Below are 13,301 nucleotides of genomic sequence, written 5' to 3' on the forward strand. Positions count from 1 at the left end.
CACTAGCTACTAGCTACTAGCTACTTTCCCCTAGCCACTTCTCTCACTATTTTGGGCAAATACCCTCATTTTCGTACCCCTCACACCACCCATTTCCCACCATAAAAACTACCATTTTCACACCGCCGAGGAACCTGAAAATCCGACGCAATTGGGCCATATAACCATGGGGTTTTCTCCCTTTTTTTACAAAATCGACAAAAAATGGTAAAATACAGGAGTTCATGGAGGTGATAAGAATGCGTGCGTTATATACATGGGGATGCGCCGCCGCCCTCTGGCTGGTGGCGTCCATGACTGTGTCTGCCTCTACCCTCACCGTCGGCATGTCGGGAAGTGAAGTCACTTCCCTGCAGAACGACCTCGTAGCGGCAGGCTATCTGGCACGTACGGTAGACGGAGATTACGGATCTACCACAAAAGAAGCGGTGGCCCTCTTCCAGAAGGCCAAGGGACTCCCGGTGACCGGGAAGGCCGATGATGCCACAAGGGCTGCCATAGAAAGGGCAGCAGGACAGGGATACCGTCCCGGCGGCGGCGTAGTGTACGCCGAAGGAAACCGGGGCAGCATGATCAGCGACATGCAGGTCCGGCTCCAGGCAGCAGGGTACCTGAAAGGCGGCATTGACGGCGTCTACGGTGGCGATACCACCAGCGCTGTCCGGAATTTCCAGAAGGACCACGGCATTCCCGTGTCCGGGGTGATTGATGAAATGACCTATGCTGCCTTGAGAAATGTGAACGCCTCCAGCGCTCCGGCGCCGGAAGCCTCCTCTTCCACCGACTATAACGAAGCGGGAGGATCCATGTACAGCATCGGCGACAGCGGCTCCCAGGTGACCTCTATCCAGAGGAAACTGAAGAAAATGGGCTACCTCGACGGCAGTGTGGACGGCATCTACGGCAGCGATACATCGTCCGCCGTGAAATCCTTCCAGCGGGACCAGGGCCTCTCTGCCACAGGCATGGTGGATGGAGACACCCTCTCCGCCCTGACCTCCGCCTACGCCTCCCAGTCCGGGGAGTCCGTACTGGAACCGGGAGACTCCGGCAGTAACGTGGTAAAGTTGCAGAACAAGCTCCTCCTCCACGGCTATAACCCGGGATCCGTAGACGGCGTTTACGGAGAAGGCACGGCAGAAGCGGTGCGGGAACTGCAGGCCGAAGAAAACCTCGCCACCACCGGCATCGCCGACAGCGACGTCTGGGACCGCCTGGACAGCGCCCCCGGATTTACGGGAAACTATAAGAAAGTCTTCCACATGAAAGCCACCGCCTACACCCCCTGGGACGGCGACGGCCGGGGAAGAACCGCCATGGGCGGCTACGCCGGCAAAGGCCACGCCGCAGTGGACCCGAGCATCATCCCCCTGGGCAGCGAAGTCTACATCGAAGGCTACGGCTACGCCATCTGCGATGACATCGGCGGCGCCATTAAAGGAAACATCATCGACGTGGGCGTGGATAACTACGACCAGGCCGTGAAATGGGGCATGAAGCCTACGGTGAATGTGTATCTGATCCGGTAATGGCAGAGTAACATTGAGAGTTGAGAGTTGAGGTTTCCCATCTGCGGCTGACGCCGCAAAGGAGGCGGCGAAAAAGAAAGAATTGAGAATTGAGATTTGAGAATTGAGGCCCCGCCTGCGGCGCCTCAATCGATTCCCATCCGCGGCTCTCGCCGCAAAGGTGGCGGCGCATAAACAAAAGCGCCGCCTTTATAATGGGATGTATGGCTGGGTGGCGTGCGAACATATGAAAGCCTTGAGCCTTCAGCCTTCAGCCTTGAGCTGATCAGGCCCTCCGGGCCGGGTGACGAATGGCTAAGCGTCGTGCGAACGTGTGGGGGCTTCTAGCTGCTAGCTGTTAGTGGCTAGGAAAGCTGGACGGGCCCTTCGGGCCAGAACCGTTCCGCGGCTGACGCCGCGAAGGAGGCGGCGCACAGCTCATATAGCGCCGCCTTATGATTGGACCCAACAGCGGTTCCACCACCATACCATCTGCCTCCAACCGTTTACCGTCATCTCGAGCGGTGGTAAGCGGAGTGGTGACACCGCAGTTAAGAATCGCTACAGCTACGAAGAGTCGAGAGATCTCCCTGAAAAATGACTATGACGGGGGTTTCAAAGACAGAGTTGAGATAAGAGAGTTGAGAGTTGAGTTCCCGCGGCTCCGCCGCAATTGGAATCCTAACGACTCTGCACAAATAACGTGCAATTTCCTCTACAGCAGGCTCTCTTCCCAGAAGAGAGCTGCCCACGGGGCTGAGAGATGGTGACGGGTTTACTGCACAATGGGCATTTTAACCGCTAGTGAGAAGAACCCACCAGAATCCCTCTGTCTGCTGACGCAGACATCCCCCTTTGAAAAAGGGGGACTGTTAACCGCGGCTCCGCCGCCGATGGGATCCTAAAGACTCTGCACAAATAACGTGCAATTTCCTCTACAGCAGGCTCTCTTCCCAGAAGAGAGCTGCCCACGGGGCTGAGAGATGGTGACGGGTTTACTGCACAATGGGCATTTTAACCGCTAGTGAGAAGAACCCACCAGAATCCCTCTGTCTGCTTCGCAGACATCCCCCTTTGAAAAAGGGGGACTGTTAACCGCGGCTCCGCCGCAGATGGATTCCAAAAGACTCTGCACCTATAACGTCAAAATGACACTACAGTAGGCCCCTTCACACCACCTGGCCATCTGTCAGCTCTTCAGTCATAGGGATAAGATATTTATTTATAATGTGCTTACAATGTAAAGAAATATCATACATTGTATTGCCGATATCCCATAAATCATCTATAATATAACCGGAAAGAGGTGAGTCACCATGGATACTGCAAATATCAATGTACGTGTTGATGCCGGCCTGAAGAAAGAGGCGGAAAGCCTGTTTAACGACCTGGGGCTGAATATGTCTTCTGCCATTACCATGTTCCTGAAGACCGCAGTCAGGTACGACGGCATTCCCTTCGATGTCAGCCGCAGGATACCCAACGGGGAAACCCGGGAAGCCCTGGCTGAATACGATGAGATGAAGTCCCATCCTGAAAAATATAAACGGTATCACAGCTTTTCTGACCTGGAAAAGGATGTGAGCCATGAGCCTTGACATTGTGGCATCCAACAGATTTCGAAAAGATCTGAAGATGGCTAAAAAACGGGGCTTAAAACTGGGTAAACTGGAGGCAGTCGTTGACTGTCTGGCCAATCTGGCCCCGCTGGATGCGAAATACAGGGATCATGCCCTTTCCGGAAATTACAGTGCTTTTCGGGAATGCCATATCGAGCCGGATTGGCTTCTTGTATATAGACAAGATATAGATGCACTGGAGCTTTTCCTTTTCCGCACAGGTTCCCATTCCGATTTATTTTAAAATTAAGGCAGCCCTTGAGTCGGGGCTTCCATTTTATTTGAGTCCCACCGAACGTATGGAGCCTTGAGCTGATCAGGCCCTGCGGGCCGGGTGAGGAATGGAGGAGTGAGAGTCCGAACGAGCGGGGGCTTCTAGCTGCTAGCGACTAGCAGCCAGGAAAGCTGGACAGCCTGCAGCGCTTCCGACTGATCCCATCCGCGGCTTTCGCTGAAAAGGAGGCGGCGCACAATTCATATAGCGCCGCCTTATGATTGGACCCAACAGCGGCTTCGCCGCCATACCTTCTGTCTCCAACCGTTTATCGTCATCTCGAGCGGTGGTAGTATGCCAAGTAATTCTATCGTTCAGAATAGCTACAGCTACGATGAGTCGAGAGATCTCCCTGGTAAATGACTATGACGGGATTTTCAAAAAGAATTGAGATTTGAGAGTTGAGAAGCTTGAAACATAAGCTCCCGACAACAAGCTTACTTTTGGGGTAACTTTATAAAGCCCCTGGAAAATCTAATTTTTTTCGGGGTTATTCCCTCCTAAAGCTGTTGTATAATAACTTTAGGTTCTTTATGAACCGGACGTGGTTAACGGATTGCTGCTGTCAATCAACAACAGTTATCCCCTGCGAAGCAAGGTATTCAGCGAGTTGAGTCCTCGTCATTACCCTTTTAGCCTTTTTAGGCTTCTTCGCAGTCATGTAGCCGTCAGTTTTGTAAGGCTCGTCCTTACTTAAGATGTGCCAGATGGCAGTCAGGAACATCTTACAGATTGCGATGATGGCTTTCATGTAACCACGTCTGCTTTTTATACGGTTAAAGCGACTTGTAATTTCCGGGTGGTCTTTTGAACGTACAACTGATCTGGCAATATTAACCAGCAGCGGTTTCAAATATTTCCCTGCCCGGGATATTTTTCTGCCTTTTACCTTGTGGGCACTTGAATCGTGGCTCGGACATACACCTGCCCATGAACAAAGATGTCTGGCCGAAGGAAATACACTCATGTCCGGACCAATTTCTGCCAGCACCCGCATAGCGGTAAATGGGTCCCTGTCAAATCCTGGGACCGTCCTGATCAGCTCCAGCTGATGAGCATAGGGTTTCATTCTCTCTGCAACGTCCTGCTTGAGCACTGCTTCATCTTTCACAGTTCTGTCTAACCTGCTGAAGGCCACTTTGAGTTTGGACAAAGAAGATATATCTACAGATGATGCCTTTGCTACTGCCTCTTGGATAACAGGGATTGGCGTCTTGCATCGTTTTCCAATGAATGGGGCCACATTAAATTTCTCACCAGGATGATTAAGCATATAGTCAATGATTGATCTTGATGTCTTCCCAAATACATCTGAAAAAACAACATCAAGCTTGATGCCTTCCCCGGTTAAGCAATTCAGTATGCGGTTTTTCTCTCCAGTCATTGCATTATGAATTTTCTGGCAGTACCGGATTGTTGACCTCATGATTCTGAATTCTTTTGATGGAATAAAACTTGCAACCACACGTCCACTGGCATAGGATTTTGCAATCCATTTTGCATCAGCGGGATCACTCTTTTTACCTTTTAATGGTTTGGTGTACTTGGGATGAGACACAAGGGGATGTAATCCGGCTTCTTCCGCTGCATCATATATTGGATGCCAGTATTGTCCGGTAGACTCCATACATACATCATGACAGTTTTTGGAAATGATCCAATCAGTCATTTTCTTCAGGTCTTTGGGATACGTAGTAAACTGGGCGGTATAATATTTAACCGGACTGTCACTATTGTCATAGATAAAGACGGCTGCAAATACTGATTTCTTATGGACATCGAGCCCACAGCATATGGGATGAATATATTCATTTCTGTCACCAATTTCCATGCGTTCATGCATTGCATCTTTCCTCCTTTCTACAATAAGGATAAATAAAGAAGTAAAGGTGAATGTAGCGGACATTGACTGATCATTCTGAATCAATCGAGACGATTGTACAAAGATATAAGCTTACGGGCTCTATTGCCGGGCCAAAACCCGGCGGCACCAATTTTCAATTCCAAAGAATGATCTCCATATTTAATTGAACGGGGTAGTCGCTGCCACAGCTCCACCACTCAGCTCCACGGGTTTATGTAGTATATCCGCCCATCCACCATAAGTATGTACCCAAATAGGGGATAAAACCAATAGAAAGTGATGTTAGACAACTCCCGTTTCTTTGATATTCAGTGGCGCACCGCGCCCAATCTCTAATTGAGGTTCCGCCTGCGGCGCTTCCATTGGTTCCCATCCGCGGCTTTCGCCGCAAAGGTGGCGGCGCACAATTCATACAGCGCCGCCTTATGATTGGACCCAACAGCGGTTCCACCGCCATACCATCTGCCTCCAACCATTTATCGTCATCTCGAGTGGTGGCAAGGGAACTGGAGTCACAGCAGCGAACACAATTTGTGCACCGCTTTGCTCCTTTAAAGTGTGTTCGCTGGTGCAACTCATGTACACTGCCACCTCAAGGGGAAGGCTTCATCGGCGGCCCCATAGCAGATGGGGTCTTGAAGATTCTGCCTCGCAATGCGCAAACGATACAGTAGCAGGCGCCCTTTCATATCAATATACTGTTTTATTTATAGCCTGTATACAGTATAATAAGAAAAACGAACATATTTGGAAAATAGGGAGGGAGATGATACTTATGCTGACGATACGACAAATGATGCGTTATCTGCGAAATACTCACAATATGTCTATAAAAAGTCAACAGGCCCATGCATTAAGAAATCTTGGCTACTATCATGGCTACAAAGGGTATCGTTTTATCCGTATACCTCAGAACAGAATCCCTTTTCATACATTTGATGAACTTTTGGCAGTAAATGCATTTGATATGGAATTAAAATCTATGCTATATTCAAAAGTGATGTTTATTGAAACAGCACTCAAAAGCTATGTGCTGGAAGCAGTTCTTGCTGACAGTAAATCTGAAAACATTAATGACATATTCAATCGTTCATTAACTTATTACAAAACATTCGCTTCTGGCAGTCGTGATTATGCAAATTTTTTTACCAAAAGAATGAATTTGCGTGGATCTATCAATAATACCCTCAAACGTGACTATCAACAGCATAATCAGATCGTTGATCATTTTTTTTAACCAGGACAGAGATATTCCAATATGGGCTATATTTGAATCGCTGACTTTGGGTGATTTTGGAAATTTTTTCTGGTGTTGTAACAAAAATGTGAAGCTTTATACTTCCAGATTACTAAAATTACCATCTAATTTAGATGCCGATGGAGAGCTGACACGAGATATCATTTTCACATTAAAGGATCTTCGAAATGCGATTGCCCACAATAATGTAATCTTTGATACACGCTTTCGTACAAAGCGAATTAGCCCAAGGCTTGTGAAACTTTTGCAGAAAGAAACTTCTATCCGACAAATAGATTTTCAATATATTGATGCTTATATCATTCTTATTGTGTATGTATTAATGAAAATGCAAGTGACAAAGAAGGAATGTAAACAACTGATTTCCGGATATACAGCAAGTAAAGAATCATTGCGCAAGGCAATACCGTCATCTGTATGGATTCAAATTCTTGGATCAGGAACACGTAATAACATGATGCTATTAAAAGAATACGTTACCAGATTATATTCTTGCGTTCAAATTTATTTTTATGTTATACTATAAGCGATAAAAGTGGTCTATGTCTTCGGACTAAACCCTAAAAAGGCTCGATGCGTCGGGCCTTTTTTATTTACAATTTTGTTATAAGCAGCCATTTTAAGTATAGCTGCATACACATATAAATGGATGCGTGAAAATATTGATTTATCAGATGAGGTCTATATATACAGCGGCTGACGTGTATCATAAGGCGGCGCTTCCTAATCAGTGCGCCGCCACCACCGCGGCGAAGCCGCTGATCGGTTCCGGCCCGCAGGGCCTGTCCAGCTCAAGGCTCAAGGCTCAAAGCCTCCACCCGTACGCACGCAAGCTCATCACATAAGCGCCGCAGGCTGACCAGCTTTCCTGACAGCTAGCCGCTAGCAGCTAGAAGCCCCCGCATGTATGTACGCCACTTGACCATCCGTCAGCCTCCACCCGTACGCACGCCGCTCAACCACATATCGTCCGGCCCGCAGGGCCTTTCCAGCTCAAGGCTGAAGGCTCAATGCCCCACTCGTACGTACGGTGCCCAGCCATCCACCAGCCCCGCCGGTTCGCGTATTTCTCAGCAGTCTATCTATGAAAAGCCAAGTTGACATTTATAAAAAACGGAAATTTTATAAATGAAAAGAGTTGACATTTATAAAAAGTGATGTTTTTATAAATGTCAACTCTTTTATCGCCGCAATGCGTTTCTCTCTGACAGCAGGTACAGGCAGTACTGGTTCAGGCTGGTGCCTTCTTTTTTTGCCCGTTCCGCCAATGCCCTGTGGAGGGACTTAGGCAGCCGGAGCTTGAACTGGCCAGAGTAGGATGGTTCATCGGGCTCCGGAATGGGGTAGGACTCATCCAAAGCGGCCAGGATCCATTCCCTTTTGGCATCCTCCATATGCTCCAGAGCCTCCTCCGCCGTTTCCCCGCAGGTCAGGCATCCCGGAAGCTCAGGGATAGAAGCGGTATACCCACCGGCCTCTTTATCCTCCTCAATCTCAATCTTGTAGGGAAGGGACATGTAGTACTTTACATCTTTCATTTGTCCTCATCCTCCTTTTTTACTAATTCTTTCACCATGCGAACGTACACTTTTTTGATGGGACTGTGAGCCGGAATTGTAATAGGAGCACAGCCTGCTTTGCGGAAAGTATGATGGCTGCTTCCGCCGTGGGGGCCGTATTCCTGATATCCATATTTTAGAAGTATTTTTTGTAATTCCTTATATTGCATATCTGCCGGTATTGTATACAGGCGTGCAATCAGTTTGTCCCATGATGACATTATTTCATCTCCTTTGCTATATTATAATATGGTGTCATATGTGGTGTCAAATAGCGAAGAATCGAGGAGAAAATAGCGGATCCCGCCGCAAAGGTGGCGGCGCACAATTCATATAGCGCCGCCTTATGATTGGACCCAACAGCGGTTCCGCCGCCATACCTTCTGTCTCCAACCGTTTATCGTCATCTCGAGCGGTGGTAGTATGCCAAGTAATTCTATCGTTCAGAATAGCTACAGCTTCGATGAGTCGAGAGCCTGCTAACATAAAGTCAAGCCTTTTTTGTAATTTTTTTTGGCTCTGTTTGCTACACGCCAAAAGCCCACCATTTCAGGTGGGAATAATTTAGCTTATATTAATTTCTACAGTAATTCAGCCTAATGCCGCTAAACTGGCTCTTACGCCATCTTGGACTACATGGGGCCATGTGAGACTAAATCAGATAAAAGCATGGAAAACTGCCCTGACCTGATTTAGACTACATGATTCACCCAATCTGTGCTATATGACTTTTTACGCAGTTTTGGATACATTCATCTGACCTGCTGACGTCTTATCCTGAATAAACGATGAATTCTGTTTATTTTGCATATAATCACGTACTGTACCGTAATAGATCCTCAGAAATTTATTCGCACCAGCTGTCATATAAACGAGATATTTCTTACCTTCATTGCGCTTTTTCACTATAAAGTCATATACCCGGTCTCCTTGAGGTTTTCTGGCCAGCTTTGATGTCATGATAAGGTATAATGCCCGCCGAAGTTCCGGTGACCCGATTTTTGTAGCTCGAGAGCTTTTCGGCTTGTCGTCACCTGATTCATGCTTTTTGGGGTCAACACCGGCGAACGCAGTTATCTGGCTGCGCTTGGTGAATCTGGTAACATCTCCCAATTCTCCCATAATGATGGGCCCTGTTACCTCACCAACACCGTCCATCTTCATGACTGCCGGATATTCCGGAAGCTGAGATGCCAGCTGGTTCATATGCTCCTTGGTATCTCGGATAGTCTCAAGAAGTTCATTTATTGCATTGACGGCTATCTGTATAGTTTTCTTTATATTCATGCTCTTAGGCATAGCAGCCAGTGCCTTTTTTGCCCAGTTCATGATGTCTTCAGCTTTATCTTCACTGAATTCATAACCATGCTTCTGACACCATTTGCAATACCGGTTAGAAAATGCATTCATAGACATTTTTCTGATGCAGTCAACATGCCACCAGGTATTCACAAAATCTACCCATTTCAAGTGTCCATTCTGATTGGGGTTGCTTGAGAACAGCCTGTTCACTCCTGGGCAGGTGAGATCGGTAAGGGACAGCAGATTATTGGTAAATGTCACACATTCATCAGTATATAGTTTGTACTGCCGCTCACATTCTTTGAGGCATTCCCTTTTAGAATCCATCTGACTAAAGGGCCTCCTCTCCTTATTCCAGTATTGAATTCCATAGCTTGCAATTTTCTGCGCATCTATCGAGTCTGTCTTCGGTTTACGAAGAGAATCGTCATGAAAGTCTGCAAGAAGCTTCGGATTCACCGTATACACGGTATATCCGTCCTTCTGAAGACTACTCGCAAGGCCGAGGTGGTATCGACCGGTACATTCCATGTAGATTCTCAATGTACCATTAGCCTTATACTGGTCAAGCTTTCTCTCCAAAAACCTGAGGCCCGGTAAGTCATGATTAATCGTAAATGGCTTCGACGGAGACTTGTCTCCTTCACGAAAAAAAGAAACCGTGCTATGTCCTTTTGAAACATCGATACCTACAGACACTTTCACAGTTTCATTACATTTAGATAATTCCATCATAATGCGCCTCTTTACTACAAAAGAACAATGTACAGACTCCAGCAATTCCCTGATGCCTATCCTATCTACTAAGGTACATGAACTTGGTCATAAAATGACCAGATCCGCCTGCTTAAAACGGACGCTGTACCAGGATGCCGGAAGACGGGCTCTCGAGCGAACGGTGATGTTCCATATCTTCCCGGTCCATCCATTGCATCTCTATTGTACAGCTTCAACAACAAGGCAGTTAAGAGCTGCTAGCTGGACATCTCCTAACCAAACTCCATTGTAGTAGATCTCCCTGGTAAATGACTATGACGGGATTTTCAAAGACAGAGTTGAGATAAGAGAGTTGAGAGTTGAGGTCCCGCGGCTTCGCCGCAGATGAAATTCATAAGGCGGCGCTTCCCAATTTGTGCGCCGCCACCACCGCGGCGAAGCCGCTGAACGGTTTCGGCCCCAAGGGCCTGACCAGCTTTCCTGACAGCTAGCCGCTAGAAGCTATAGTAAACGACATTAATTACTTTACTTTAAATTGATGTATCTATGTGCTATACTTCAATTGGAGGTACAGTACATATGAACAATCGAAAGTATCACACTGATCCGGAAGAACTTTTGAGACAAGGTAAGGAGATTATGTCGTCTACTGATGACGCCAGGTTCCATTTCAGAGTATTCTCCGTAAACATGGTTCTATCCGGTTTGTCTGCTTCCCAAATCAGTAAATTAGCTGGTGTAAGCAAGATGACAATTTCATCCTGGGTAAAAATTGCTGATGAAAAGGGCTTTGACGCACTTAAATTAAAAGGGCACAAAGGCCGGCCCTCAAAGCTTACCAACGGGCAGCTAAAAGAAATCAAGCAGGCCCTTACTTCCGAGCCAAAACAATACGGCTACAATGTCTGGGATGGGCCGAGCTTGTCTGACTATATCAGTAGTAAGTACAACACTACGCTAAGCGTTAGACAATGCCAACGTCTATTTCACAGTCTGGGCTTTTCCCTTATCCGCCCCCAACTATATCCATCCAAGGGATACGAAGATACGGATGAACGAATTGCCTTTAAAAAAAAATCGACGAAGTAAAAGCAGACAGTACCGCAATTCTGACATTTCAGGACGAAGTGCATTTCCAAATTCAGACTACAATTACACGTGGATGGTATGAAAAAGGCAGTGCACCTAAGGTGAAATCATTCCCGGCACGTTTCAAGTCTCCTTATAGTGGGTTTGTTATCCCAGAAACCGGAGAGTTATTTACGACAAAGCCGGAGAAATTCAACTATGAGACCACAATAGCCTCTATTCGTGAGTTCTTGGCTGCAAAACCGTTGCCGGAAGGCAAGCATTATGTTCTGGTAATGGACAATGCCCCTTGGCACAAAAAGGCCTATCGACTAATTGCTGTAGAAAAGCGGCCAGAATATGCGGATATATCAGATAAAATTACAATTTTGATGCTTCCTCCCTATTCACCTGATCTGAATCCAATCGAACAGGTTTGGAGAAAAACCCGCAGAGAATATACACACAATCGTTTCTTTGCAACCTTAATGGAACTTATGGAAACAGTTGAAAAAGCATTCGAGGCTTGGAAAAAGCCAAATAATCAGCTTCGAACCCTGTGCAGCTTTAAATAAAGTTATTTTTGTCGTTCACTATAGTATATATAATGTAGAAACTCGTGTAGGTACTGATGGGAAAGCATATATTATGGAATGTTCACCGCGTGGTGGTGGAAATCGGTTATCGGAGATGCTCAAAATCATTACTGGGCAGGATCTTATTTCTAATAATATTCGTGGTGCTTTAGGCATGCCGCTTCTACCTATGAAAAAGCCTGAGTATCAAGGCGTTTGGGCAGAATATATTCTACATAGCTATGATGAGGGTAAGTTTAAAGAAGTGAAACTGGATTCTGAATTTGAAAAAAATTTTGTAAAGCAAAAAAACATATGGGTGAAACGTGGTGATGAGGTTCACGTATTTAGTGGAGCAAATCAGACCATTGGGACACTGGTTATGCAGTTTGAGTCTCATGCGAGATGTGAGGAAGTCCTTGTAAATATAAGGAATTATGTTAAAGTTTGTGTGGAATAGGGGAGGAAGTATGGGAAAGAAAAAAATTGTAGTTTTTGGCGCTAGCGGGGATACTGGACACTATTTTGTTAAATATTTCTGCAACCATTATAGCGGAGATGATTTTGAAATTATCGCTTCGGGTATGCGTGATATCCATGATTTTGATTCTATGGGTGTACGCTATGTTGCTGTTAATATTACCAATATAGCAGATTTCGCTAAACTCCCATATGAAGATATATATGGTGTTGTAGATTTAGCTGGTATTATGCCAGCAAGAATGAAAGGCTATGATCCTTATAAATATATCAACGTTAACATAACTGGTAATTTAAATATCTTGGAATATTGCCGTAAAACGCACGCAGATCGAATCCTTTTTGCCCAAAGCTTTGGCGATATCAAAAGCTATGCAGAAAAAGACCCAATCCTTACTGTCAATATGCCTAGAAAATTCAGTTATACCACTGATCATACTATCTATGTGATGACTAAAAACTTTGCTGTAGACATGATTGAAAATTATCATCAGCAGTATGGGCTGAAACGGTTCATTTTCCGATTGCCTACAATTTATCTTTATTCTCCCGAAGATCATTACTATGTAGATGGAGTTCGCCATAAGATTGGTTATAGAATTCTTATTGATAAAGCGATTAACGGAGAGCCTATACAGGTTTGGGGTGATCCGAATCGCAAAAAGGATATGGTTTATGTTAAAGATTTTTGCCAGATGCTGTATAAAGCATTATTCGTTAATCTATCGGAAGGATATTATAACGTCGGAACAGGTATTGGCATTTCACTTCTAGATCAGATCAAGGGAATTGTTGATGTATTTTGTGGAAAAAAGAAGTCTCATATTAGTTTTGCACCGAATATGCCTAATGCACCTCAATATATTATGGATATTACTCCTGCTGTGAATGATCTCGGATACAAGCCAGAGTATGACTATATTTCGATGCTGAAAGATATGAAAAGAGAGATGATGAAGCATAGTAATTAAATATGGGTAAAAAAAGATATTGAATAAAATATACGATCCGGAATAGGGGACAAAACGGCAGTGGTTTTTGATGAAGCAGTTATAAATGAAATAATAATTGAACTTG

Annotated in this window: 13 protein-coding genes; 9 read left to right on the plus strand and 4 right to left on the minus strand. The window is 45.7% G+C overall.

Annotated features, from left to right (window positions below; genetic code table 11):
• The first annotated feature begins 239 nt into the window (after positions 1-239).
• The 3 genes from ACFWUL_RS03355 (at position 240) to ACFWUL_RS03365 (ending at position 3,371) form a co-directional block, all read left to right on the plus strand.
• Positions 240-1,529: a peptidoglycan-binding protein gene (locus ACFWUL_RS03355; RefSeq protein ID WP_416177800.1), complete on the plus strand. Its 1,290-nt coding sequence runs from the start codon at positions 240-242 to the stop codon at positions 1,527-1,529.
• Positions 1,530-2,824: 1,295 nt separating this feature from the next.
• Complete coding sequence (locus ACFWUL_RS03360; protein WP_416177801.1) at positions 2,825-3,106, plus strand: type II toxin-antitoxin system RelB/DinJ family antitoxin; 282 nt, start codon at positions 2,825-2,827, stop codon at positions 3,104-3,106.
• Entirely contained in the window at positions 3,096-3,371 is a 276-nt protein-coding gene (locus ACFWUL_RS03365; protein ID WP_416177802.1) for a type II toxin-antitoxin system YafQ family toxin, read from the plus strand. The genes ACFWUL_RS03360 and ACFWUL_RS03365 overlap by 11 nt, the downstream gene beginning before the upstream one ends.
• Positions 3,372-3,966: 595 nt before the next feature.
• Here ACFWUL_RS03365 and ACFWUL_RS03370 read toward each other — a convergent pair.
• On the minus strand, positions 3,967-5,307 hold the full coding sequence (locus ACFWUL_RS03370) for an IS110 family transposase (RefSeq protein ID WP_416177053.1): 1,341 nt from the start codon (positions 5,305-5,307) through the stop codon (positions 3,967-3,969).
• 733 nt (positions 5,308-6,040) lie between these two features.
• On the opposite strand from ACFWUL_RS03370, the gene ACFWUL_RS03375 reads away from it, so the two are divergent.
• Both ACFWUL_RS03375 and ACFWUL_RS03380 read left to right on the plus strand, forming a co-directional pair.
• Positions 6,041-6,502, plus strand: coding sequence for an Abi family protein (locus tag ACFWUL_RS03375; RefSeq protein ID WP_416177803.1), 462 nt, complete (start codon positions 6,041-6,043; stop codon positions 6,500-6,502).
• Positions 6,459-7,049, plus strand: a complete 591-nt coding sequence (locus ACFWUL_RS03380) for an Abi family protein (protein WP_416178111.1) — start codon at positions 6,459-6,461, stop codon at positions 7,047-7,049. The genes ACFWUL_RS03375 and ACFWUL_RS03380 overlap by 44 nt, the downstream gene beginning before the upstream one ends.
• 655 nt (positions 7,050-7,704) lie before the next feature.
• Here the strand turns inward: ACFWUL_RS03380 and ACFWUL_RS03385 are convergent.
• The 3 genes from ACFWUL_RS03385 to ACFWUL_RS03395 all read right to left on the minus strand — a co-directional run bounded on the left by ACFWUL_RS03385 (position 7,705) and on the right by ACFWUL_RS03395 (position 10,119).
• A complete protein-coding gene (locus ACFWUL_RS03385) occupies positions 7,705-8,061 on the minus strand; it encodes a type II toxin-antitoxin system HicB family antitoxin (protein WP_297041024.1) in 357 nt (118 codons plus the stop codon).
• Entirely contained in the window at positions 8,058-8,303 is a 246-nt protein-coding gene (locus ACFWUL_RS03390; protein WP_297041026.1) for a type II toxin-antitoxin system HicA family toxin, read from the minus strand. The genes ACFWUL_RS03385 and ACFWUL_RS03390 overlap by 4 nt, the downstream gene beginning before the upstream one ends.
• Before the next feature lie 511 nt (positions 8,304-8,814).
• Positions 8,815-10,119, minus strand: a complete 1,305-nt coding sequence (locus ACFWUL_RS03395; RefSeq protein WP_416177804.1) for an IS110 family transposase — start codon at positions 10,117-10,119, stop codon at positions 8,815-8,817.
• Positions 10,120-10,680: 561 nt separating this feature from the next.
• On the opposite strand from ACFWUL_RS03395, the gene ACFWUL_RS03400 reads away from it, so the two are divergent.
• The 4 genes from ACFWUL_RS03400 to ACFWUL_RS03415 all read left to right on the plus strand — a co-directional run bounded on the left by ACFWUL_RS03400 (position 10,681) and on the right by ACFWUL_RS03415 (position 13,195).
• Positions 10,681-11,190: a helix-turn-helix domain-containing protein gene (locus tag ACFWUL_RS03400; protein ID WP_416177170.1), complete on the plus strand. Its 510-nt coding sequence runs from the start codon at positions 10,681-10,683 to the stop codon at positions 11,188-11,190.
• Positions 11,191-11,207: 17 nt separating this feature from the next.
• Positions 11,208-11,744, plus strand: a complete 537-nt coding sequence (locus ACFWUL_RS03405; protein ID WP_416178112.1) for an IS630 family transposase — start codon at positions 11,208-11,210, stop codon at positions 11,742-11,744.
• A gap of 73 nt (positions 11,745-11,817) precedes the next feature.
• Complete coding sequence (locus tag ACFWUL_RS03410; protein WP_416177805.1) at positions 11,818-12,204, plus strand: hypothetical protein; 387 nt, start codon at positions 11,818-11,820, stop codon at positions 12,202-12,204.
• A 10-nt stretch (positions 12,205-12,214) separates the two neighbouring features.
• Complete coding sequence (locus tag ACFWUL_RS03415; protein WP_416177806.1) at positions 12,215-13,195, plus strand: NAD-dependent epimerase/dehydratase family protein; 981 nt, start codon at positions 12,215-12,217, stop codon at positions 13,193-13,195.
• The last annotated feature ends 106 nt before the right edge of the window (positions 13,196-13,301 follow it).

Source organism: Dialister sp., assembly GCF_047832375.1.
Classification (GTDB): Bacteria; Bacillota; Negativicutes; order Veillonellales; family Dialisteraceae; genus Dialister.